At 37.9% G+C, this 25,439-nt stretch carries 20 protein-coding genes; all 20 read right to left on the reverse strand.

The window, feature by feature from the left end:
• Positions 1 to 10 precede the first annotated feature (10 nt).
• The gene (locus tag CA265_17755) at positions 11 to 1,339 is read right to left on the reverse strand and encodes a hypothetical protein (GenBank protein ARS41396.1); all 1,329 of its coding nucleotides are present in this window, start codon (positions 1,337 to 1,339) and stop codon (positions 11 to 13) included.
• A gap of 16 nt (positions 1,340 to 1,355) precedes the next feature.
• The gene (locus tag CA265_17760; GenBank protein ID ARS41397.1) at positions 1,356 to 2,810 is read right to left on the reverse strand and encodes a hypothetical protein; all 1,455 of its coding nucleotides are present in this window, start codon (positions 2,808 to 2,810) and stop codon (positions 1,356 to 1,358) included.
• A gap of 11 nt (positions 2,811 to 2,821) precedes the next feature.
• Complete coding sequence (locus CA265_17765) at positions 2,822 to 6,475, reverse strand: SusC/RagA family protein (GenBank protein ARS41398.1); 3,654 nt, start codon at positions 6,473 to 6,475, stop codon at positions 2,822 to 2,824.
• Between the two features lie 274 nt (positions 6,476 to 6,749).
• Positions 6,750 to 7,910 (reverse strand): hypothetical protein, encoded by a 1,161-nt coding sequence (locus tag CA265_17770; protein ID ARS41399.1) that lies wholly within the window; start codon positions 7,908 to 7,910, stop codon positions 6,750 to 6,752.
• A gap of 62 nt (positions 7,911 to 7,972) precedes the next feature.
• Entirely contained in the window at positions 7,973 to 8,572 is a 600-nt protein-coding gene (locus CA265_17775; protein ARS41400.1) for a hypothetical protein, read from the reverse strand.
• Positions 8,573 to 8,754: 182 nt separating this feature from the next.
• Entirely contained in the window at positions 8,755 to 9,297 is a 543-nt protein-coding gene (locus CA265_17780) for a hypothetical protein (GenBank protein ID ARS41401.1), read from the reverse strand.
• Between the two features lie 52 nt (positions 9,298 to 9,349).
• Positions 9,350 to 10,045, reverse strand: coding sequence for a hypothetical protein (locus CA265_17785; protein ID ARS41402.1), 696 nt, complete (start codon positions 10,043 to 10,045; stop codon positions 9,350 to 9,352).
• Positions 10,045 to 10,398: a caa(3)-type oxidase gene (locus tag CA265_17790; protein ARS41403.1), complete on the reverse strand. Its 354-nt coding sequence runs from the start codon at positions 10,396 to 10,398 to the stop codon at positions 10,045 to 10,047. Before CA265_17790 ends, CA265_17785 begins: the two co-directional genes overlap by 1 nt.
• Before the next feature lie 25 nt (positions 10,399 to 10,423).
• Positions 10,424 to 11,137, reverse strand: coding sequence for a cytochrome oxidase subunit III (locus CA265_17795; GenBank protein ARS41404.1), 714 nt, complete (start codon positions 11,135 to 11,137; stop codon positions 10,424 to 10,426).
• A gap of 31 nt (positions 11,138 to 11,168) precedes the next feature.
• A complete protein-coding gene (locus CA265_17800) occupies positions 11,169 to 11,735 on the reverse strand; it encodes a heme-copper oxidase subunit III (GenBank protein ARS41405.1) in 567 nt (188 codons plus the stop codon).
• 15 nt (positions 11,736 to 11,750) lie between these two features.
• Complete coding sequence (locus CA265_17805; protein ARS41406.1) at positions 11,751 to 12,659, reverse strand: protoheme IX farnesyltransferase; 909 nt, start codon at positions 12,657 to 12,659, stop codon at positions 11,751 to 11,753.
• 12 nt (positions 12,660 to 12,671) lie between these two features.
• Positions 12,672 to 13,730 (reverse strand): heme A synthase, encoded by a 1,059-nt coding sequence (locus CA265_17810; GenBank protein ARS41407.1) that lies wholly within the window; start codon positions 13,728 to 13,730, stop codon positions 12,672 to 12,674.
• An 82-nt stretch (positions 13,731 to 13,812) separates the two neighbouring features.
• Complete coding sequence (locus CA265_17815) at positions 13,813 to 15,600, reverse strand: cytochrome c oxidase subunit I (GenBank protein ID ARS41408.1); 1,788 nt, start codon at positions 15,598 to 15,600, stop codon at positions 13,813 to 13,815.
• Between the two features lie 116 nt (positions 15,601 to 15,716).
• The gene (locus CA265_17820) at positions 15,717 to 16,949 is read right to left on the reverse strand and encodes a hypothetical protein (protein ARS41409.1); all 1,233 of its coding nucleotides are present in this window, start codon (positions 16,947 to 16,949) and stop codon (positions 15,717 to 15,719) included.
• A gap of 69 nt (positions 16,950 to 17,018) precedes the next feature.
• Positions 17,019 to 18,242 carry a quinol:cytochrome C oxidoreductase gene (locus CA265_17825; protein ARS41410.1) on the reverse strand — a complete coding sequence of 408 codons (1,224 nt, stop codon included), beginning with the start codon at positions 18,240 to 18,242 and terminating at the stop codon, positions 17,019 to 17,021.
• A 14-nt stretch (positions 18,243 to 18,256) separates the two neighbouring features.
• Positions 18,257 to 18,862, reverse strand: coding sequence for a cytochrome C (locus CA265_17830; GenBank protein ID ARS41411.1), 606 nt, complete (start codon positions 18,860 to 18,862; stop codon positions 18,257 to 18,259).
• The gene (locus tag CA265_17835) at positions 18,834 to 19,370 is read right to left on the reverse strand and encodes a quinol:cytochrome C oxidoreductase (protein ID ARS41412.1); all 537 of its coding nucleotides are present in this window, start codon (positions 19,368 to 19,370) and stop codon (positions 18,834 to 18,836) included. Before CA265_17835 ends, CA265_17830 begins: the two co-directional genes overlap by 29 nt.
• Positions 19,371 to 19,372: 2 nt before the next feature.
• The gene (locus CA265_17840; protein ARS41413.1) at positions 19,373 to 20,845 is read right to left on the reverse strand and encodes a hydrogenase; all 1,473 of its coding nucleotides are present in this window, start codon (positions 20,843 to 20,845) and stop codon (positions 19,373 to 19,375) included.
• Positions 20,846 to 20,871: 26 nt separating this feature from the next.
• Positions 20,872 to 23,904, reverse strand: coding sequence for a molybdopterin oxidoreductase (locus CA265_17845; protein ARS41414.1), 3,033 nt, complete (start codon positions 23,902 to 23,904; stop codon positions 20,872 to 20,874).
• 48 nt (positions 23,905 to 23,952) lie between these two features.
• Positions 23,953 to 25,245 (reverse strand): cytochrome C, encoded by a 1,293-nt coding sequence (locus CA265_17850; protein ID ARS41415.1) that lies wholly within the window; start codon positions 25,243 to 25,245, stop codon positions 23,953 to 23,955.
• Positions 25,246 to 25,439: the final 194 nt, after the last annotated feature.

Below are 25,439 nucleotides of genomic sequence, written 5' to 3' on the forward strand. Positions count from 1 at the left end.
TTTTATAAAATTAATTTCCTAAAACGCCATAAGTGAATGATGCAGCATTGGTAGTTTTTCTAAAGCCACCATATTCTATCCTCATATCTGGAGTATAAAAATAATTTAACAATAAAGGACTTTGAACAAAATAGCCCGTTAGCGGGGCAACAGCTGTAGCAATTACATTTGCATTTGCATCTCTGGTGGTAGCCGTAAAGGTAACCTGGTTTCCAGTCGCAGCGTAAGTATGGGTAAATAAGCCAGTATAAGCTGTTCCAATCGCTGTTCCTGCAGTAGCATGAAAATTAACCTTCATCTGCATCTCTGTTGCACTGGTAAATGTGATGGTCATATTATCCAGTTCATATTTTGCAGTGGTATTTAAAGCTAAAAGTGCAGTTTTAGCATTATTATAAGCTGTAGTAAACTCATCCGATAAACCTGTAGTGGTTGCGGGATTAATATTCACGGAGCTAAATGCTTTACCAAAACCTAAATAGCCTGATAAACTTATCGGCGATAAATCATTGAAAGATTTTTGAACCCGTGTTTGTAATCCATAAAAATCTATTCCCCAGGTTTGCTTAAAGTATGCTACAACCAGTGCTTCTTTTGCCCTGATGGAGGCTACAGCAGTAGCAGAAGTATTGGCTTTTAGCAATGCTTCGTAACCCGACTTCCCTTCGGTTAACATAATGGAAACCATTTCTGCATAATCTTCGCCTGGTGCAGCCTGTGCATACTGACTAATGAAGCCATTAGCTGCAAAACCTGTACTATTGTTCCAATCGGCAGTATAACCAGCCGGCGTAATCAGCGGAAATTCTTTTTGATAAGTAATCGTCTGGTTTAAAATGTGGGTAAATTCATGGTGAATGGTTTTTAAAACTCTTTTCGCTACTGAGCGTTCAGATTTATCGAAGTTGTTAACGTTAAACAAAGTTACCTTAACTCCACCTTCAGCTTCGCCCAGCGTAACAGTACCGCCAGAGTTATATTGAAGACTTCCAACTAAAACATATTGTTTAGGAGAGTATTTCTTTATAAAATCTGAACCAGCCTCAGCAGTGTAAGGATCAATCCATGAACCTTTTACCACTTCCATTAATGGTTGTACCTTATCGTATTTTACAGGGGTAAGGGTTTTACTATTGTCGTACTCTGTACCATCCCATCTGTATTTTACATACAGATTGTAGGGTTGGGTAAAGTTGGTGAATAGCCATTTATCAAGGGTAGTTTCTTCCCATTTATCGCCACCCAGCCCAACAATTTCGCGGTTAAGGTTTTCGTCTTCTTTTTTACAACCAGAACCCGCAACTAAGAGCGCCAGCATTAAAATATATAATTTTTTCATGTTGATAAATTTTAGGTTATCTAGGATTTTGTTGCATTCCTGCTAAGGTTACTTCACTTGGCAACTGCCAAACTTTTCTCAAATCATCAGCAGCTAACTCTACGGTATTTCCATCTGGATCAAGATGGCTAACAGGTAACTTATACCTTAAAATATCCATCCAACGCATTCCTTCTTCTACAAACTCTGCCCTTTTCAAATCCAATAAAGCGAAAATATAGGCCTGTTTGGCATCAGAGGTTCTTGAAGTGTAAAAGCTCTTAATTTTTGCATCGGTAAAATTGTGGGTAGATGCTACATAACCAGCAACTCTTTGACTAATTAATGTATTCATATCCACCAAAGCATCACTAAGCCTGTCTCTCATAATATAGGCTTCCGCTCTATTTAACAATACCTCTTCTGATGTTAATAATGTTTGCATTACATACCCAACCCCTGTACTTGCGTTTATACTGGTACGTACAAAATGTTCATAATGTTTAGGAATAAAGTAAAAGGTTGAAGAGCTTGAATATCGTTGATATGCCGTTAAACTTATACCTAGTGGAGCAATAATGGTATTCAGTCTATTCTGACTTAAAGAATAGACCGTAGTTTTATAATTCCTGGCACACCAAGATGCGGTTTCTGCTAACAATAAATTACCAGGATTTGCCGCACTCGACATGTTTTGAGCAATTTCAGTTGAACCACCTGTCGGTGCTGAATAAGCAAACCACGGTCTTACATTTGTAGCAAAGTTGTTGGAAGGAAAAGCTAAATTAGCATAGGTAATTACCTTCTCATAATCTTTCTTAAATAAATAAAAACGTGTGGCAAAAGCATATGATGCTTTACGTGTAAAGTGATAAGCCGGTACTCTGTAAAGCTCATCTTTTATTAATGGAATACCTTCAAGCAAATCTTTTTCTATCTGATCGTAAACATAAGCCACTGTTTTGCGGTCGTAGTTTCTCAGTACCACTGTTTCCGGTGTGGTAACATATGGGATACCTAAATCAGAAGCTGCTGTTGCACTATCGTAACATTTCGAAAAGAAAGTAACCAACATAAAGTGCGCATAGGCTCTAGCCACTAGTGCTTCTCCTCTTTGATGTGTATAATTCTGTGGATCCGGTGCTTTATCAATGGCATCTAATGCCTGGTTTGCAGCAGCAATCGCTTCGTAACAGTTATTCCAATAGTTATTTGGCGTATCCTGACCAGTACCCTGCACATCTTTCCAATAATAAGCATCTCTGTTTTCAGGTTTATCAAGTCCTGTTAAACTTACAAAAGATGGGTTATCAGACATGGCTTCTGCTACCATCACATAACTTCCGCCAGGATAAGCAGTAACTAATAATTCTGAAACTTTCTCAGGCGTGTTTAATTTGGTACGCTGATCTGGCGATACCTCTAAATATTTCTTACAGCCAGAACCAAATGCTGCAAGCGTGATGAACGAATAAATTATATATTTCTTCATTTTAATTCTTATTAAATACCAACTTTTAGGGATAAAGTAATTTGTCTAGGTATTGGTAATGCTACACCACCAGATCCAAAGAACTCAGGATCCTGCCCTTTCAGTTTTTTATCGGCATAGATTAACCAAATGTTATTTCCTTGCAGTTTTAACGATAACGAGTTTAAACCGATCGATTTCGCATATTTTGTAGACAGATTGTATGCTAACGAAACTTGTTTCAATCGTACAAAAGAACCATCAGCAACGCGATCTGAAGAATAGTTGTATGCCGTATAAGGATAAGTTCCGGTTAAAGACTTTCTTAATAAATAATCGGCAATTGATGGTACATTGGTAATGGTCTCATCACCAGGTAAAGTCCATCTATCTAAAAATTCTCTTGGCATTGCATCACTATCATCGTAGTTAGTTGCAAAAACATTTGTTAACCTGATTTTATTTCCAGCTTGATAAGAAACAAATACGTTTAGGGCGAAATTTTTATAATTGAAAGTATTGTTTAAACCACCAGTGTAAAGCGGATCAACGGAACCTTCGTATTTAAGGTAATCTGTGGTTGTACTTTGTACGTATACGTTACTGCTGGCTACACCACTTTCGTTTGTAAATACCGGTACGCCCAGGTTATTTAGTTTTTGAAAGTCGATAGAATATAATCCTCTTACCGCACCACCCTCTTTAGGGCCACCTTCCGGGATAATTAAATCGTAAATACGTGGTTTACTTTTTAAATTGGTAATGGTGTTTTTATTGTATCCAAATGTAAAGGTGGTATTCCATTTAAAATCAGTCGTTTTAACAGGCATACCGCTCAGGTTTACTTCAAATCCATGTGAATTCATATCAGCATAATTGGCCGATTTTGTAAACTCACCACCAATACCAGAAGTTCTAAAGTTGCCGATCAGGTCGAAACCTTTTCTATTGTAATAATCTAATGATACATTTAAGCGGCTTTGGAACAAACCTAAGTCTACCCCAATGTTAGCCTCATATTGTTTTTCCCAGGTAAGTTCCGAATTCTCTAATCCATTTAAAGTAATTCGTGGCTCTACTTCAGATAACCTTGGTCTTAATGTGGTGCTATTGGCTAAAACTACAGATGAGTTAGTGGCACTACCCATACTTGCTGTTAAACCGTAACCACCTCTTAACTTTAAGTAACTGATTTGCGAAATATTTTTAATAAATTCTTCCTGATCTACATTCCAGGCTGCACTTAAAGTCCAGGTTGGAAGCCATCTTGCCACAGCACTTTCGCCCAAACGGTTACTTCCGTCGTACCTGAATGTTCCGTTAAATACATATTTAGAATCGTAAGAATAACTACCGTTTAAGAAAAAGGCCGCATATCTATCAAAAAATCTATCCATGCCATAGTAATTGTAATTACCTTCCAATAGCATTTTAATAATTCTGTAATCGATAAATGGCTCACCTCCTTTGTCGTATTGATAACCATAACCATTATTGAAACTGTTTTGACGGTTTGCAAATTTGATCTCCTGTCCGATAAAAGCGCCGAGTGCATGTTTACCAAAGTCCTGTTTCCAATCAATTTGATTTCTTACATTGAAATTTAACAGATAATCGTCGTTTCTATTGTAAAATCCACCTTGAGGGAGTACACTTTCCTTATCGATAATTTCCGGACGGTCCGGATCATCGTATAAGAAAATATTAGCATTGGCAATAGTAGAATTTGGTGCATAACGATAGGCAGTTGCCATATTCGAATATTCTGTAATTTTATGCTCGCGGGTTGTTTTTACATAACGCATTGCACCTACAGATCTGAATTCAAAGTTTTTAATAAACTTATAGTTAAACTCCCCCTGCATTTTCATATCCAACATATCTAAATCGATGTAGTTGTTTTGCGTTTCGTTAAGGATATTAAATGGCGCATAATTTCTGGTAAAATATTCCAGATTACCATTGTCATCATATGCCCTTATTGTACGGCTAGTATTTAATGCATAGCTAAAAGGGTTAATATCAAAATCGCGTGTATAGGTTCCTTCTACCACATTACTGGTTCTGCCCAATGTACCCGGAGCCCTTTGTTGCCTGTATGCTCCTGTAGCCAATAAGCCAATATTGATTTTAGGAGAAAGGGTATAATTTCCGCGAAGGTTCATGGTATATCGCTTCACATTATCTGCAATAGACCATCCGTTATCGTTATAATAACCAACTGAGAAATAGTGCTGTGATTTTTCAGATCCCGAAGAAATACTGATTGAATGTTCCTGCACAAAAGAATTTTTGAAAAGCACATCAAACCAATCGGTATTAGCGGTTGCGTATTTTTGCAAAAATGCCGCTCTTCCTTCTGGTGTATTCACAACACCAAATTGACCGGTGCTGCTATTATACTTATTAATTTCCTGGTACATTTTTGCAAATACACCTCCATTCATTCCATTTACAATATTTGGCGATAATCCACCTTTACGATAAACCTCTGCATATAACGACATCTGATCTGCAGAATTCATGATATTATAGGAATCGTAATTTGGTTTTAAGAAAGAAGAAAAGTTACCGCTATAATTAATAGTTGTATTTCCGATCTTTCCTTTTTTGGTTGTAATTACGACTACCCCGTTCATGGCTCTTGCACCATAAAGTGCAGTTGCCGAAGCATCCTTTAAAATGTTAAAGCTTTCTATGTCATCGGCATTTATTCCTGCTACCGATGATCCGATTAGCGTTAAAGCATCTCCGCTGGATAACTGATCATTAGAAATGTTAACGATATCTTCTAATACAATTCCATCAACTACCCAAAGTGGTTTATTCTCTCCCGAAATAGACGTAGCACCACGAACGCGGATTTTTGGTGCAGTACCAAAAGTACCCGAAACATTCTGTACCGAAACCCCTGCAACACGGCCTTCTAACATCCGGCTAACATCTACAACACCATCTTGTTTTACATCACTACCTTTAACGGTTGTTGCGGATCCTGTAAATAATTTTTTCTGTATATTTTGATATCCTGTTGATACTACATCAACTGTTTTTAGATCATTAACATTTTCTTTGAGACTTACGTTAATTCTCGTGCGGTTGTTAACCTCCAATTCAATCGTGTTGTAACCTACATAACTAAAAACAAGTGTACCGGCATCACTTACCCTAATTGTATATTCACCATTAGCGTTGGTTGTGGTAGAATTAGTGGTTCCTTTTTCACGGATACTGGCACCCGGGATTCCACTTCCATTATCATCCGATACTTTCCCTTTTACCTCAATAACAGCAAAATAGTTAACAATTTTATCGAAAATACTCTTTTCTTTAGGTTTAATTAAGATGGTTTTATCTTCAATAGTATAGGTTAAATCCCGTCCTGAAATAATTTTAGCCATTACTTCTTCAATGGTAGCATTATTAAAGTTCGCATTTAAAGTAGTTGTACTTTTAATGGTATTGGTTGATAACAATACATCATAACCAGATTGCTGTCTGATTTCCCTAAACATTTTCTCTAATGTTACATTCTTTTCCTTTAATGTAACCAGCTGGCCAAATGAAGCTGCACTTACCTGCATTAACGAGGCAAGCAATATGACCGTAACTAACTTCATAATTAATAGCAATTTAGGTATGTAGCGTTGATGCGTACATAAAATTCTAATATAAATTTTGTACATTTAATAGTCTGTTTTGTGCGAAGCGCAATAAAGTTTAGACGCCAAAAAGCGTTTCGCGGTTATCCAAGAAATAATTGATTTTTAATCGATTCCGGCTTACGGAATAGCTAAACAGATAATAAAGGGGGGTGTTGCAAGCACTCCTTTTTTATTTATTCAACATTTGAATCGTCAGGAGTTTTGTCGAAGTTTATTCATCATTTGTTAGGTTAAGGGTTGATTAATTAGTTTATTTTTAGAGATAAAGGTTAGTTACTCCTTCATCTTTTCTCGTTTATTCTTTATAGACAATTACTTTATTGCCTTTAATATCGAAACGCACTTCTCCGGTCTGCTCAAATTTTCTTAATACTTTCGAAATTTTCTCAAAGCGACTTACTGTTCCGTAGTACATCACCTCTTTTGCAGCAGGATCGGCATATTCTATTTCTACATTATACCAGCGCGCAACTTTGCGTAAAATGCTTTCCTGCCTCTCGTTATTAAACATGAAATAGCCATTTTTCCAGGCTATTGCTTCATCAACATCTACTTCTTTCACATCCATGCCAGAAACGGATACCAAAGATTGCTCTCCAGGTTTAAGCACTTCGCTCTCATTAGTCGTCTTGTGCGAAACACGTACGCTTCCTTCCAATAAGGTGGTTTTAGTTAGCCTTTCATCTCTATAGCTGTTAATATTGAAGTGTGTACCCAATACTTCAACAGCTTGTTTATCAGTTTCCACAATAAAAGGATGTGCAGCGTTTTTAGCTACTTCAAAATAAGCTTCACCATCCAGTTTCACTCTACGCTGTTTCGCTGTTCCGATATTTAACGAATATTGAATAGAAGATGCTGCATTTAGCCAAACCGTAGAACCATCAGGTAACTGGATTTGCCATTCGCCACCATTTGGGGTCGAAATGGTGTTCAATCTGGTATCGTTTACATTTTCTGATCCTGCTACATTATACACCAACCGGCCATCAGCAGTTTTAGTGATCGAGAAACCAGCCTCTTTGGCAATATCACCTTTCATCGCGTCTGAAAGTGAAATTTTCTTACCATCAGCCAGGGTGAGAATAGCTTTATTTTTTCCCGGTGCTACATCAGTAGCAAAAATATGTTCCTTCTTTTTCTGTAGAGAAATGTAAGCGGTTAACGAAAACACAATAAAAACAACTGCTGCTGCAGCCCATTTTAAGCTATTCATTAAAATCCGTTTAGGCGAACGGCCTGGTTTGTCTACCGCCAGAATTTTATTTAAAACCGGATTCCATTTTTCTTCAACAACATCAACTGCATGTTCTTCTTCTGCGATAATCATTTTCACGATTTCGTCAGAAAGCAATGAGGTGCTGTTTTCTGCTAAAACTAAAAGTTCTTCCCTTTCGGACTCGCTTAAGGTCTTAGCTGTAAACTGTTGTAAGAGATAATGTATACGTTCTTCCATAAAGATTCTGATACTAAGAAGCAGCAAAAGAAGATTAGGACTATCGGGATATTAATTTTTTTCTATTTTATTTTCAAAAAGAAAAAAACAATCGGGAAAATGAACACAATGCCATGCTGATCGAGTTGTATCCGTATCGATTTTAAGGCAGTTACAAGGGCGTTTTTTACCGTATTGGGCGAGATATTGAGTATTTCTGCGATTTCAGGTATGGTTTTACCATCGCGCCTACTCAATTGGTATATATTTTTGCGTTGATCGGGTAATTTTTCGACGGCAATAGCAATAATTTTAGTTACCTCGTTTAAATTAATTGTTTCAACTGTACTATTATGGCTATTTTGTTGCTTGGCAGTAAAGGCATCAACAACCCTATCCTCTTTTAATTTTTTTCGCAGGTAGCTTAAACATTCGTTAGAAACATATTTATACAGATAGGCCTTTACATTATCTACTTCTGCTAATTTATCGCGATTTAGCCAAACCCTTAAAAATGAATCCTGGATAATCTCTTCTGCCGCATCATCAGATTTGGTAAACTTTGTGGCAAAAATCTGGAGTACAGGAAGGTATTTGAAGAAAAGAACAGAAAAAGCCTGCTCATCTCCTCCGACGATTTTTTCTATAAGCTTACGTTCATCTTCTATCCTTCCTGGAGCCATAAATTAGTCGATCTGCCTGCTCACTTACAAATTTATAAGTGTTCTGTTGTGTGATGTAATATACATAAAAGTGAAAAAAAATTTGGGTTAAAACAAATATCATGTACCGCTTTAAATCACATTAACTAAAAAAGCCTTACTTGTTAGGTAAGGCTTCAGTCTTTTTTTAAAAGCGAAAAACGCTAATATTGATAATATGGTGAAATCATCAGGTAAACCACTACACCTGTTATGGCTACATAAAGCCATAGTGGATAAGTAATCCTGGCGATTTTTCTATGACGATCGAAACGCTCCGCTAAGGCCCTTACATAAGTAACCAATACCAAAGGAATAATGGCTATCGACAATAGGATATGCGTTAACAAGATAAAGAAGTATACATACTTAATAGCGCCCTCGCCTCCAAATTTGGTCGATGGCGTAGTCATATGATAGGCGATATACATGACCAAAAATAATAGCGAACAGCCAATAGCGGTTTTCATCAGGTTTTGGTGTAATTGTATTTTACCATTTTTTATCGCCCATACTGCAACAACCAGCAGTACAGCTGTTATCCCGTTAATGGTAGCGTAAATTGGTGGTAAGAAAGGTAAAGCTGGCGCATCAATTCCCAGATCCTTTAACTTCACTACGAATAAAAAGGCTACAGCTACGGGTATAAAAATGGAAAGAATAATGATCCACTTGCTATATTTTTTCTCGATCGGACTATTTTCCATGAGTTTTTAAATCTCTTTTATATTATTATTTTTTGTATCGACTTCAGACTAACTACCTGCCGTCTTTAACGTTCCTTAAATACTCAGCGATAAGTACTTTAATTTCATCTTCTAACCTGGCATTTGCGCCCGCATCGTCGGCCTCATAAATACCGCGTATACGGTGCAGGTTATCGATAAGTACAATTTTATTACTAAAAATAAAATTGGTTTTCTCTTTCGTTTCATCCGCAATTACGTCGAGTAATAAACCCTTTCTAATGAGTGGATAGGTTTGAATGGTATCGCCAACCAGAAAATCCCATTTTCCAGCCTTCGCTTTAAACTGCTCAGCAAAATCTTTTATCCTGGTTCCATCCAGCGGATCGACAGACAAGCTTAAAAATTTAACCAAAGGTTTCTGCGCATAACCATCAGCTAATTCTTTAATGTACTTACTCGTTCCCTGATTGTTTGCGCTGGTATAAAACATATTCAACACCACAATCTTATTCTCTAGCGACTTCCAGGTAACCGTATCATTATGCTGGTTTACGAGTTTAAAATCAGGAACAAGATGGTAAATGGTATCTGGTATTTTTTTCCCTTTTACACTGTGAAAGGTTGATGCAACAACCTTCTCACCAAAAATGGGTAAGCTCTTATACCTGTTCTTGGCAAACTGTGGCAATAAGTAAAAAAACAAAAATCCCGGTATAGCTAAAATGCTTACCAGGATTATTACCTTTTTTATAGGACTTCTTTTCATTAATGGTTCATCATGTGGATGTTTAAAAACCCACCTTCTATTAGCATTAAAACAATAAAGTAAATAATGAAAATGAATGAAACCGTTAATGATAGTTGTAAGCCAAGCTTTTCATATTTTAAGTGCATAAAATAAGCTACAATATAAAATGCTTTTAACAGCGTTAATGCAATATAAATGTAATTACCAATGTGCTGGGTCATATATCCTTTGGGAATAAAAACCAACGCGATAATAAACTCGATAACTGTAATTAATAAAAGGATACCAAAAACTTTCCAGATTTTACCTTTTGATAAACCTGCATGTTCTTCGTGGCCGTGGCCTTCTGTACTATGTGCGTGCTCTGACATAAAAATATTTTTATAATATGATAAATTAAACCAAATAGAAGAATGTAAATACGAACACCCAAACTAAATCAACAAAGTGCCAGTATAAACCCACTTTCTCCACCATTAAATAATGTCCTCTCTTCTCGAAAGTTCCATTAATCGTCATGATTAAGATGATGATGTTAATGATTACCCCACTAAATACGTGGAAACCGTGGAAACCGGTAATGGTAAAAAATAAGTTTGCAAACTGTTGTGAAGCCACAAGTGATACATCTTCTGGTTTAAGGAAGAAGTGTTTTAATTCTTCTGCAGAAGGAATATGTCCCCACCAGAAACCATCGTGGTGTAAGTGAGTCCACTCAATTGCCTGACAGCCTAAGAACATGAAACCACCAATGATGGTTGCAATCATCCAGCCGATAACTTCTTTTTTAGAACGTCTGTGACCTGCCTCTACAGCTAAAACCATGGTTACCGAACTCATGATCAGGATAAAGGTCATGATACCTACGAAAACTAATGGAGCGCCATGTTCTGCAATACCTGGGATAGATTGGAAAACCTTATCTGGAGCTGGCCATGTTAATTTAGAAAAACGCTGAGCGCCGTAGTAGATCAATAAAGATGAAAAGGTAAAAGCATCTGACAAAAGGAAAAACCACATCATGATTTTACCATATTCTACCGACCACGGAGAACGACCACCATTCCATGGTCCGGTTTTAACTTGATCTAATTGTGATACTGCATTCATTTGGAAATAGTATAATAGTTTGTTAACAAATTTAACGGTTCAAAAGTAAAAAAACATACAGATATATCCATAATATATCTATAAAATGCCAAAAAATAGAAGCAATTTCCATTCTGTACTGGACTTTGGCAATAGGAAGGCTTTTATAACTTCCTGCTAAAGCATTAATAATAAGGCCAACACCTGCAATAATGTGTAATAAGTGCATGCCCGATACCACATATATAAATGATATGGCGGCATTATTTCCTACCAGGGTTGCTCCGGTTCTAACCATGCTTCCCCATGCATTAAACTGCATTACACCAAAAGCGATGGCTAATATTACCGTAATCCACAGCATATTGCGCTGTAAGCTAAAGTTTAGTTTCTTTAAAGCTTTTGAGGCAAGCACCAAAGTGATACTGCTGGCAATAATTACCAAACTTGAGTAAATAAAAGCATCAGGTAAAACTAAACCATGCCCCTTACCCTTCGAAGCAGCAAATACCAGGTAATAACTGGTAAAACCACCAAACATAATCGTTGATGATACGACAAATAACCAAACAATAAATTTCCTTGGTTTAGGGTCAAACGTATCCTGCATCTTTTCCATTGTTAGCACCATAAATTATTTTGCTATAAAATTTAATAATAAGCCCAGCTGTACTGCCGGGATGTAAAAAAACGAACAGAACATTACTTTCTTGGCATCAGCCAATTCCCTGTTCATTAAAAGTTTAAAAGCTAACCAGCTAAATATGAGCCCGGCAATTAAAGATAAACCTGCAATGTAATAACCGCCAAACCCATAAATGGTTGGCAACAAACTTACCGGAATTAAAACCAGTGTGCTTAAAAAGGTCAGCAATGCTGAAGTTTTGTCTCTTTTCTTGGTTGGTAATAACCTAAAACCAGCTTTCTTATAATCATCGTCCAAAACCCAGGCAATTGCCCAGAAATGTGGAAACTGCCATACAAACTGAATTAAAAACAAAATGCCAGCAATGTAATAATCAATTTCATGAAACATTTCGGCTTTTAAACTACCAAATGCGGCTAAATACCCAATAAGCGGAGGTAAAGCGCCTGGAATGGCACCCACGAAAACAGCAATTGGCGATTTTCTTTTCAACGGTGTATAAGCAAAAGCATATAACAGGATTGAAAATACAGAAAGCAGGCCTGTTTCCAGGTTTAATTTACCGAGTAACCAGGTCCCTAAAAAGGCCATGAAAACCCCTAAAATCAATCCTTGTCCGGTAGTCATTCTACCCGCAGGCATAGGGCGGTCTTTAGTTCTCGACATTAATTTATCGAGGTCCTTCTCAATAATTTCGTTAAAGCAGTTTGCAGCAGCGGTAACTAAAAAACCACCAGCAATCAGTATCAACCAGTTGCCCCAATCAATACTAGGGATATGGCCTCTACCCACCTGCATTTTCTGTCCGATCAAAAAAGAGATCGATGCCGAAAACACCACCGTAAACGATAGCCTGAATTTGATAAGCTTAGAAAAATCTGAAAGATATTGCTTCAATTTTCTTAAATATTATTGTTTATATGTACTTGTTCGGTAAACCAATAAGTACAGGTAAAACTGTAAACTAAATAACAGCGTAGAGAATAAAATATGCAATGCCTGCGCTGCCGGTGGGAAAGCTATATATGCTAATGCAAAACCACTTAATAACTGTACGAGAAGCGTGATTAACATAAACCTTGCCGTTAACAGCGGGGCAGCCTTACCACTAAAACGGTCGATCACCATTTTATACACTACAGCATTGGCAATTACCACCAGAATAGCTAAATCGCGGTGATAGGAAAATACTTCACCTACCTTCGAAATCCAGGTATTTTTGCTTCCATAAGAGAGCGATTTTGCAATCACATCTACGGCCTCTCTAACCTCGGTTCCTAAAACAATCTGAACGATACTAATGACCAGGGTAAAGAACAAAAATCCTTTTAACCAGGCTATGCGGTACATAATTACAGAAGGCGCTTTATTCAATTGCTTCGCGTAATTGTAGGTATAAATAGATATCGCCAAAATAACCAATGCCAGTAACATGTGCACGGTTACCACCCATTGTGTCAGATTGGTAGAAACCACTATCGAACCTAACCAGCCCTGGTATCCAACCACAAAAAGATTCAGGATACTGAGTACAATAATACGTTTAGCAGTTTTGCGGTAGGTAAAAGAATAAACCACTGTTAAAAACAGGAATATCCCTGCAGCTACCCCTGCCAATCTGTTTAAGTATTCTGTCCAAGTTTTAGTTGGGTTAAACTCCTCTGGTATCGTTATACTCTTATCATGCCTGATACTATCAGCTAAGGCTACTTTGCCCATGCTTTCCAGATATTTGGCAAATTTCTCATTCTTCTTTAACCTACCTGCTACATACTTTTCTTTATAGTTGGCAGGTAGTTGCGATACATCAGTTGGCGGAATATAACGATCGAAACATTTTGGCCAATCCGGACAGCCCATGCCCGATCCGGTACTGCGTACAATACCTCCGGCAAGTATAACCAATAGCGTAACTATAATGGTTATAAGATTAATGCTAATGAAACGTTGTTCTGATCTGCTGACCATATATCTATTAAGATGAAAAGGGTATCCGGATAAGCAGAAACTTAATCAGATACCCCTTTTAAAATTTTATTTGAAGCTTAAACTAGCCCTTGTTTTCTGCAACAGGGTTAGCTAATTCCCAATCTTGCTGTATTTTTTCTGCTTCTGCATTTCCTTCAAAATCGTGAGGCAAGTTAGAGCTCATGGTTTGAGAGAAAGGAACAGTTTGAGGAATAAAATCTGCATCATGTCCTGGTTTACTATAATCATATGGCCATCTGTAAACCGTAGGAATTTCTCCTGGCCAGTTACCATGTAAGTGTTCTACCGGAGCAGTCCACTCTAATGTATTAGATTCCCAAGGGTTTTGAGGAGATACTTTTCCTTTAAAGATAGAGTAGAAGAAGTTAAACAAAAACGCTACCTGAGCCAGTGCTGCCATAATAGCTGCCCATGTTACAAATACGTTAACAGTTAACCATTTCTTCATAAATTCAAACTCGGTAAATGCATAGTAACGACGAGGTACACCATCTAAACCTAAGAAGTGAAGTGGGAAGAATACCAGGTAAGCTGCAATGAAAGTTAACCAGAAGTGTAAATATCCTAATTTGGCATTCATCATTTTACCGAACATTTTAGGGAACCAGTGATACACACCTGCAAGCATACCAAAGATTGCTGCAGATCCCATTACCAGGTGGAAGTGGGCAACAACAAAATAAGTATCGTGTAAGTTAATATCTAATGAAGCATTTCCTAAGAAGATACCGGTTAAACCACCAGAGATAAAAAACGAAACTAAACCAATAGCAAATAACATTGCCGGTGTAAAACGGATGTTACCACGCCATAATGTAGCTAAGTAGTTGAATGTTTTTACTGCCGATGGTACTGCAATGATCAACGTGGTAATCATAAACACACCACCCAATAATGGGTTCATACCGGTTACAAACATATGGTGACCCCATACGATGAATGACAATACAGTAATACCAATTAACGAGTAAACCATTGCATGGTAACCAAAGATTGGTTTACGTGAGTTTACCGAGATTACTTCAGATGAAATACCTAAAGCCGGCATAATTACGATATATACCTCAGGGTGACCTAAGAACCAGAATAAGTGTTGCCATAAAATTGGAGAACCACCTTCATTTGGTAAAATATCGGTACCCATTACGATATCAGACAGGTAGAAACTTGTTCCGAAACTACGGTCGAATACCATTAACACTACCCCGGCTACAAGAACAGGGAATGATAAGATACCTAAAATAGCGGTTAAGAAGAAAGCCCAGATGGTTAATGGCATTTTCCAAAGGTCCATACCTTTAGTACGCATGTTTAAGATTGTACTTACATAGTTAATACCACCCATTAAAGATGATGCCACGAAAAGTACCATACTGATTAACCATAAAGTCATACCTAAACCAGAACCCGGCATTGCTTTAGCAACAACCGATAATGGCGGATAAACTGTCCAACCACCAGATGCAGGACCTGTTTGAATAAAGAATGATGACATCATGATCACACAGGCCATAAAGAAGAACCAGTATGAAAGCATGTTTAAAAATGGCGAAGCCATATCTCTTGCTCCAAGTTGAAGCGGAATAAGTAAGTTACTAAATGTACCACTCAATCCGGCAGTTAGTACAAAGAATACCATGATGGTACCGTGAATGGTTACCAAAGCCAGATAAAAGTCGGACTTAATACGACCACCTTCAGCCCATTTACCTAAAAATGTTTCTAAGAAAGGGAAGTTTTGATCTGGCCATGCCAATTGAATACGGAATAAAATGGATAAGCCCATTGCTATTACCGCCATAATAATACCGGTAATTAAAAACTGCTTAGCAATCATTTTATGATCCATACTAAAGATGTACTTTGAAATCAAAGTCTCTTTATGATGCCCATGATCAGCGTGATCGTGATTGTGTTCGTCGTGTAATGCTATTGTTGACATAATTCGTTCGCTCCTGCTTAATATTATTTATTTAAAGCCATTTGGTTAGTTTTCACAGCTGCTGAATCTTTAGCTGCTGAATCTGCTACTGATTTAACAGGTGCAGGTGCCACTGGCAAATTAAATTGTTTTCTTAAATCGTCGTTTAAGTATGTTTTCTGTTCTGCAATCCAGGTTTTGTATTCAGCCTCAGAAACTACACGTACCACTTTTTGCATGTTGTAGTGACCTGATCCACAAATTTTAGCACATAGGAAAAGGTACTTAAAGTTAGGATCGTTGGTTTCTTGCTGCATTTCTGCAGTTGTTTTTGTAGGCGTAAACTCAAATATCGTTCTCATACCCGGTACGGTATTTAACTGTACTCTGAAGTGTGGCATATAAAAACTGTGAATTACGTCTTTACTGGTTAAAATCAGTTTAACTGGTTTGCCCACAGGAAGCACCATCTCATCAGCCATTTCATCATCGCGGGAGTTGATATCTTTAAAATCGATACCCAACGCGTTAGTAGCAGTAGTTAGCTTATAATTTTTGTTACCTACTATTCCATCAGCTCCAGGATAACGGATAGACCATTTAAACTGCTCAGAAGTAACTTCGATCTGTAATGGTTTGTTATTTGGATCTTCAACTTTGAAGAAAATAGATCTCCAGGTTAAGAAACCCATTAATACCAAAACGGTTAATACTAAAGCCGGAACGATTGTCCAGATTTTTTCGATGGTATTATTGTGTGGGTAGTAGTAAGCTTTTCTTTTAGCTGAGTATTTATAGATGTAAGAAAATCCGAATAATAAGATGTGTGTAACTACAAATACAATAGTGGTAATGATTAATGTTAAATTAAACATTTCATCAATTTTCTTTCCGTGCTCAGATGCCGCATCAGGAAGTAACATTGCCCCATGTACTGTATATTCCCAATATACACCATATAAACCGATCACTAAAAACAGCGCAAATAAACTTGCGTGTACCCTGTTCCAGTTAATACCAACAGGTTTACCTTGTGCTTCGCGGCTTAATTCATATACTTTTATGGCTTTACCAATAATTGCAATGAATAAGCATACGGCAAGGAAAACCAGAATATAAAATATTACCGATTTATAAACCTCGCCCATATCAACCTTCGGTGCCGCGGCAGCACCTGCTGCTGCATCTTGCGCAAATACGCTAGTGTTTGCAAAAACAGTAATCAATACTGCTAAAGCTGCGGTCGTTTTATTCGTTATAAACTTTCTTAAACTCATTTTCTTAAAAGTAGTACGCTGTACTGCTAATTATAATAATAATTAAATATTTGCTTTATCTTATCACCACTACAATTGATGATGCAAACTTTCTTGTAATAATGGGTGATTCTTTGCAATTAAAGGTTTCTTGCTTAATGATGTTAAAACCGTAAAGGTAAACAATCCTACGAAACCAATTGCAGTACCAATTTCAATGATACCGAAACCATTATGTCCTTCTTCTACCGCTCCTGGCATAATCATTTGGTAGTAATCTACCCAGTGACCTAAAAGTACCACGATAGAAACGAATAATAATTTCGCATCTGTTCTTTTGTTATCTCTATCCATTAATAATAATACTGGCGCTAAGAAGTTCATGGCCAGGTTTAAGAAAAACCAGAACTTGTAATACTCAAAGCGTTTGTAGAAATATACAGTCTCTTCAGGCATGTTTGCATAGTAGATCAATAAGAACTGAGCAAACCATACATAAGTCCAGAAGATAGAGAAACCGAAAATAAACTGACCTAAATTATGCAAGTGACTATTGTTAACCCATTGCATATAACCCGCTCTTCTTAATAAGATAAGAATAATGGCGATAGTAGCTAAACTGCTTACCCACATAGCGGCGAAGTTATACCAGCCGAACATGGTTGAGAACCAGTGTGCTTCTAATGACATTACCGTATCGAAAGCAAAAATCGGTGTTGTAAAACCGTAAATTACCAGAAAGATACAAGCATTTTTAAAGCTTTTTCTGTAAGAATTTAAACCACCTGCTAAATCTTCATTATAAGAAAACTTAACAAACATGATCGAAAATATACTATAGATACCTAAGAACACCACCTGGCGACCTAAGAAAAAAGGTACATTTAAGAATACCGATTTACCAGCAATGATAGAATCATAATTAGCACTGTTTGGATCCGTTAATCCATCTGCATGCCAGTGGTGGTATAAGTTGTGTGTGTACAAACCTGCCGAAATTACGACAACCAGTATTACAGCTGCAATAGGCAATGTTTTTGCCATAGCCTGCGGTACACGTAAAATTGATGCAGACCAACCTGCCTGAGCTACATATTGAACAGCCAGGAAAAATGTACCCGACATACAAACGCATGCAAAGTAATATGCCATAAGCAACAGGTTAGCAAAAGTACGCTCGTGCATTACTTTATCGCCGGCTAAGAAACCGAACAATACAGCTGCAATACCGATAACGATACCAACGATGCTTAATGTTTTTACTTTACCTGTAAACTCAAACTGTTCACTAAAATTAATATTGTGAGTTCCCATTTATATTTGCTTTACTATTGTCCTTTTTGTAATTGTTGAACATACATCACCACTTTCCAACGATCTGTTGGTGAGATTTGCGAAGCATGCGAGCCCATGTTATTTACACCGTAAGTAATGGTGTGGTAAATTTTACCTGCGGTAAGATCAACCATATTACCACCTCTAGATGATGCGCCTGTTTGATAAGCAGGTACACCACTAAATTTCTCAATTTTAACTAAGTGTCCTTGTCCATCGCCTTTTTCACCATGGCAAGGGCTACAGAAAACGGTAAATAAATGTTTACCCTGAGCTAAATTAACAGTATCTACTGGTAAAGGGTTAACCATGCTCACACCTGCTGCTTCGTATCCTTCTTTTGTATTAGGATACTCATCATATTCAGTAAAACCTACTGGTTTAGTATGTGCAGGTGGCAACTGGGCTGTTTTACCATCTTTAAAATTTTTGTTTGGCTGATCCGGATTGTAAGCAATCGGATCATACATGTTTCTGGCATATTCTAAGCCAGTACTGCGTTTATCTTTACAAGCAGAAAAGGTAGCTGCAAAAGCGATAGCTAAAAACGCCGTGTAAACAAATTTATTCTTATTCATAGCTAATGTACTTTCTTTCATTATACTTTATTTCTAAAGCACCTGCATCTTTTAATAATCCATCAATTACAGTATGTTCCACATTGTCTTTTGCATCAACTGCAATAACAAAACGATCATCAGTAGCACGTAAATCCATCACTCTTGGTGCTCTTCCTGGGAATAAGTGAGTAGATGCATAATAAGTTAACACCATACCGAAAGCACAGAATAATACTGTAAGCTCGAACATTATCGGAATAAAATCCGGCAATGCGAATGATGGTTTACCACCTATGTTTACTCTCCAATCGATTACTGCGCAGAAATAAATCAAAGCGAACGCACAGCAAGTACCGGTAATACCAAAGCAAAATGCTGCGATATCGATTCTAGATCTTTTAATTCCTAATTTGGCTTCTATTCCGTGTATAGGCATCGGTGTATATACATCATGAATGCTGATGTTATTTTCCTGAAGCTTTTCGATGCCGTGCATCATTTCGTCAGGATCGCCAAAGCTGCCTAAAATATATTTGATATCACTCATTGTTATATTTTTGCGTAATCTTCTTGTTTAACACTATCAAATTTCTCTAAAGACTCTACGTATTCTGCAACGTATTCTTTATTCTCATGCCCTTCTTTAATCTGTTTCATTTTAGCTTGCTCACTTGCAGTTTTTAATAATAATTTAACCTCTGCTATAGCGATTGATGGCAATACTCTTAAGAATAATAAGAATAAAGTAAAGAACAAACCGATTGAACCTACGAATACACTGATATCAACCCATGTTGGATAAAACATTGCCCAACTTGACGGAATATAATCACGGTGTAATGAAGTAACGATAATTACGAAACGCTCGAACCACATACCCACGTTTACTACGATTGATAAAATCCAGGTCGCTTTAATGCTTAAACGGATCTTTTTGAACCATAACAACTGCGGAGAGATTACGTTACAGGTCATCATCATCCAGTACGACCACCAGTAAGGACCAGTAGACCTGTTGATAAATGCATACTGCTCGTATTCCGAACCTGAATACCATGCGATGAAGAACTCAGTTAAATAAGCCACACCTACGATTGATCCGGTTAAGATGATGATTTTATTCATCGACTCGATGTGGAACATGGTGATGTAGTTTTCTAAGCCCAATACTTTACGTGCAACCAATAATAAGGTTAATACCATCGCAAATCCTGAGAAGATCGCCCCTGCCACGAAGTATGGAGGGAAGATGGTGGTGTGCCATCCCGGAATTACCGATGTTGCAAAGTCCATTGATACAATGGTGTGTACCGAAAGTACAAGTGGTGTAGAGATACCTGCTAAGATTAAAGACACCGCTTCGAAACGTTGCCAGGTTTTAACACTTCCACTCCATCCAAAAGAGAAGATAGAATAGATTTTTCTACGTGTACCCACTGCACGGTCGCGGATGGTAGCGATATCTGGTAATAAACCTGTGTACCAGAATAATAATGATACAGAGAAGTAAGTCGAGATCGCAAACATATCCCACACCAATGGTGAGTTAAAGTTTACCCAAAGTGATCCGAACTGATTCGGTAAAGGTAAAACCCAATAAGCTAACCAAGGACGGCCCATGTGCGATACAACGTAAGTTGCGGCACAGATTACGGCGAAAATGGTCATCGCCTCTGCCGAACGGTTGATGGAGTTACGCCAGTTCTGACGGAAGAGTAATAGTACTGCTGAAATTAGTGTTCCAGCGTGACCGATACCTACCCACCATACGAAACCGGTGATATCCCAAGCCCAACCAACTGTTTTATTTAAACCCCATGCACCGATACCATTCCAGAAAGTGTAGCTTACTGCTACTACCCAAAGTAAAGCACCTAATGAGGCAACGATGAAACCAATCCACCAAGCCTTGTTCGGCTTGTTCTCTACCGGGCTTAAAATATCATCCGTAATTTTTGCATACGTGATGTTATCTCCGGTAATTAATGGTTCTCTAAGTATTGATTCGTTATGTCCTGACATAATTTGTATTTTCTTTATACTAAAGCTTACGCTTGTACTGTTGTATCTGTATTTCTAATTTTTGTCATGTAGCCGATACCCGGTTTCACATTGATCTCTTCCAATACGTAGTAAATACGCTCAGAACGTAATGCTTTTGAAACCTCTGAATTTGGATCGTTTGCATCACCAAATACAATCGCATTTGCTGAACAAGCTTCCTGACAAGCCATTTTAATATCGCCATCTTTTAATGGACGTTTCTCCAGTTTAGCTTGTAATTTGCCACCTTGTATACGTTGAATACACATAGAGCATTTTTCCATTACCCCTCTCGAACGTGTAGTTACATCAGGGTTTAAAACTAATTGGGTAAACTCGTTATTTAAATAGTTATCGAAACGTGAATCGTTCCAGTAGTTAAACCAGTTGAAACGACGTACTTTGTACGGACAGTTATTTGCACAGTAACGTGTACCTACGCAACGGTTATAAGCCATGTGGTTTAAACCATCACTTGAGTGTACCGTTGCCAATACCGGACAAACGGTTTCGCAAGGTGCGTGATCACAGTGCTGACATAACATTGGCTGGTGAACCACAGAAACGTGATCTAAGTCTTCTAACTTAGCAATTTCTTTTTCTCTGGTTACGTCACCGTCTTTAGTTTCGTAGCTGTAATAACGATCGATACGGATCCAGTGCATTTCACGACGACGGCGAACCTCATCACGGCCTACAACAGGAATGTTATTTTCAACGTTACAAGCAACAATACAAGAACCACAACCTGTACAGGCATTCAAATCGATTGCCATAACCCAGTTGTTACCTGGTTTTTCGTATTGATCCCAAAGATCGTAATCTTTATGCTCGCCTTTTTCGTTGCCCGCACCAGGATTTTTTAAGTACTCTTTAAAAGTAGCTTCTTTAATCACTGCACGACCTTCGAAAGAGTGGTGAGTTTGTGTTTGAGCTAACTCATAGTAACCGCCTGTTGGGGTAATGGTTACTGTAGTGGCATATTGGAAGGTTCCATTTATAAAAGAAACAAAAGGGAAAGCATTTTTACCCACATCGTTACCGGCTTTACCCACTTTGGTACGGCCATAACCTAATGCAATAGATGCAGTTTGTTGTGCTTGTCCTGGCTGAATCAATACCGGAAGGTCTACTGAATATCCGTTGCTGGCTTTCACCGTTACCACATCAAATTCTTTAACCTTTAATTTCTCAGCAAATTTTGGTGCAAGGGCAACATAGTTATCCCAGGTTACTTTAGAAACCGGATCAGGTAATTCCTGTAAGAATGCATTGTTTGCATTTTTACCATCACGCATCGGGATGTTTTCGTAAACCTGTAACTGAATATCTTTATCTAAAGCTTTGCTGCTGCTAACAATTGAAGTAGCAACTTGCGCTAAAGATTGTGTGAATGAATAAGCTCCGGCAGTTTTTGCTGTTGCCGTAACCACTCCTTTTTCTAAAACTTCTTCCCATTTCAAACCAACAGCTGGTAACATTTTAGCTTCCCAGTTGCTGCGTACAAACTGATAGTAATCTTTAACCGGAGCATCAGCCCAGGTTAATAAACTCTCTTCAGCCTGGCGGCTATTGAAAACCGGGTTGATGGTTGGCTGAACGATAGAATAATATCCTTCGTAAGCATTTGCATCACCCCACGATTCTAAATAGTTATGGTTAATTGCAATGGCATCACAAGCAGTTGCAGTTTCATCAGCACGATCAGAGAATGAAATTTTAGCCGGAACCTTAGCCAATGCATCAGTAAACGCTTTTGCATTTGCTGCATCGTAAACCGGGTTACTGTTTAAGAATAAAACAGCACCAACTTCGCCACGGCTCATTTCAGCAACTAAGCCATTAAATTCGGCATCGTTACCTGCATATAAATAACAAGGGTTATCTAAATCGATCGTAGTGCCATAACTTCCGATAGCGGCGTTAATGGCATTTACTAAAATCTGCGTAGAAACATCGTTCGAACCACAAACTACAAGGCCTTTACCTTTAGCTTGTACCAATTCTTTCGCTACCAGTTTAATTACTTTATCGGCAGTGGTGTTATTACCTAATGTTCCACCAGGTAAAGCGCTACCGGTAATGGCATTGTATAAAGCAATTAAAGCAGGTCCTTCTTCCGATAATTTAACCGGAACACGGGTATCTGCATTGGTACCTGTTAAGCTCATTCCACTTTCGAACTGAATGTGGCGGCTCATTTTTTTATTTTCTAACGATTTGTAGTTACGGTTAGCGGTATATTGAGCGGTAAACTCTTCTCCGCTAATCCAGGTACCTAAGAAATCGGCACTGAAACTTACAATTAAATCGGCTTTATCAAAGTTGTATTTTGGTAAAACGGCTTTACCAAAACTGTTTTGGTTGGCCTGGATAATACCAGTATAAGAAACCGCATCGTACTGAACCAATTTAGCAGCAGGATATTTTGCAATAAACTGTGCAATAACCGCATTAGTTGATGGGCTGTTTACTGTTGATGATACAATACGGATTTTCTTTCCACCTGCCTGTGCTTTTGCCAACTCGCCTTTTACAAAGCTGTCGATTTTTGCCCAGGTGGTTTCTTCCACTTTTCCGTCTTTTACTAAAGCTGGTGCTTTTAGTTTAGATACATCATATAAATCTAAAACCGAAGCTTGGGCTCTCGCATCTGTACCACAGTTAAATTGACCCGCATTTGGATTTGGTTCAATTTTAATCGGGCGTCCCTCTCTTGTTTTAACTAAAATACTCTGGCCATTAAAGCTCGAAGTATAATAGTTAGGAATACCCGGAGTAACCTCTTCAGGTTTTACCAGGTAAGGAATAGATTTATGAACAGGGGCAGTTTGACAGGCTGCCAAAGTTACTGCACCTAAACCAAAACCTAACGCCTTTAAAAAGTCGCGGCGTGGGGTAACGGTACTTAACCCTGCTTCATTTAAAACATCTTCTATTGGAAGTGGCTCGGCGAATTCGTTTTTGTTATTCTTAACAAAATCGGGTGTATTGTTATACTCCTCTAAGCCTTTCCAGTATTTTTTGTTGCTTTCCATTTAAGCTATATTACTGTTTATTCGAACGTTCTTACTAAACTCTATCTATTAATAGTGGCATTTACCACACTCTAAACCACCCAATAACGCTGGTGTAATTTTCTCGCCTTTTTTAATCTTTTCGTGCGCTTCGATAACCTTAGCGTAGAAAGCATTATTTTTCTGACCAGAAATATCTGTTTCCTTATGGCAGTTAATACACCATTTCATGGTTAATGGAGAATATTGATAAATTTCTTCCATGGTATTAACCGGACCGTGACAAGCGAAACATACAGGTTCTGTTGGTTGTAATCCTTTTGCTTTACGGATTGCATCTTCTGCAACAACTACGTGTTGAGAGTGATTGAAGTAAGCAAAATCAGGAAGGTTGTGTACACGTACCCACTCCATTGGTTTAGCTTTACTTTCATCGTATTTCTGTGTTTCAGGATCGTAACCTAAAGCATTATAGATTTTTTTGATCTCAGGAGAAATCTCACCATCATATTTATCTCTTGCCTGAACCGCTTTGTGGCAGTTCATACAAACGTTTAATGATGGGATAGTTGCATTTTTAGATTTAAATGCACCGTTGTGGCAATACTGACAATCGATCTGATTGATACCCGCGTGCAACTCGTGAGAGAATTTAATTGGCTGTACTGGCTGGTAACCGGTATGAACACCCGTATTCCACATGCCCATCCAACCGAACGAACCTAAACAGATGATTAAACACAAGATAAAGAACATCACAAATTTCTTGTTTTTGAACATCTTGCGCACACCAACCTTTAATGGCACATCTTCCTCAATCTCGATACCTTGTTTTTGTAAAATCAGGCGCTCTAACAATTTAGAAGCACGACCTAAGATTACTAAAATCACAATTGCCAATACTACGATAGCAACGATACCTGCAATTGATAAACCTGAAGTAGATTCGTCTTTTACTGCAACACCACCTGCTGGAGTAGCTGCTTTTGGCTCACCTTCTTTAATGTATTGTAAGATGTCTTTGATTTTAGTCTCATCCAATTCAGGAAAAGAAGTCATCGCCACCTTATTGTTCTCATTAAAAACTTTAACAGCAGCAGCATCGCCAGAAGCGATTAATGCAGCACTGTTAGGGATCCATTTCAAAAGCCATGCTTCATCATGACGATCGCTTACACCAGTTAAGGCCGGACCAACCAATTTAGCATCTAACGCATGGCACGAAGAACATTTTGCTTTGAAAAGCGCTCTTCCCTCTTTAGCATCCTGCGCACTTACGGTAGAAACCGCTATTACGGAAATTGCTGAAAATACGAATAACGACTTCCAAACGCTTTTTAAAATCATCGAGATATCTCTCATAATGAACACTTTATACTTATTTAATTTACTTTTTGTTGTGAAATTGATGCTGAACTAGGGGTAGCCCCACCAAAACTTGAACAAAAGTATAACTTATTAATAAATCCCATGACATAATAGTGACTGGAAATACAATTTATAATCATTCTAAACAAATGTCGTTTCAGGCCATTCAGGCAATAAAAATGCCCATT

It is taken from the genome of Sphingobacteriaceae bacterium GW460-11-11-14-LB5 (genome assembly GCA_002151545.1).
Classification (GTDB): domain Bacteria; phylum Bacteroidota; class Bacteroidia; order Sphingobacteriales; family Sphingobacteriaceae; genus Pedobacter.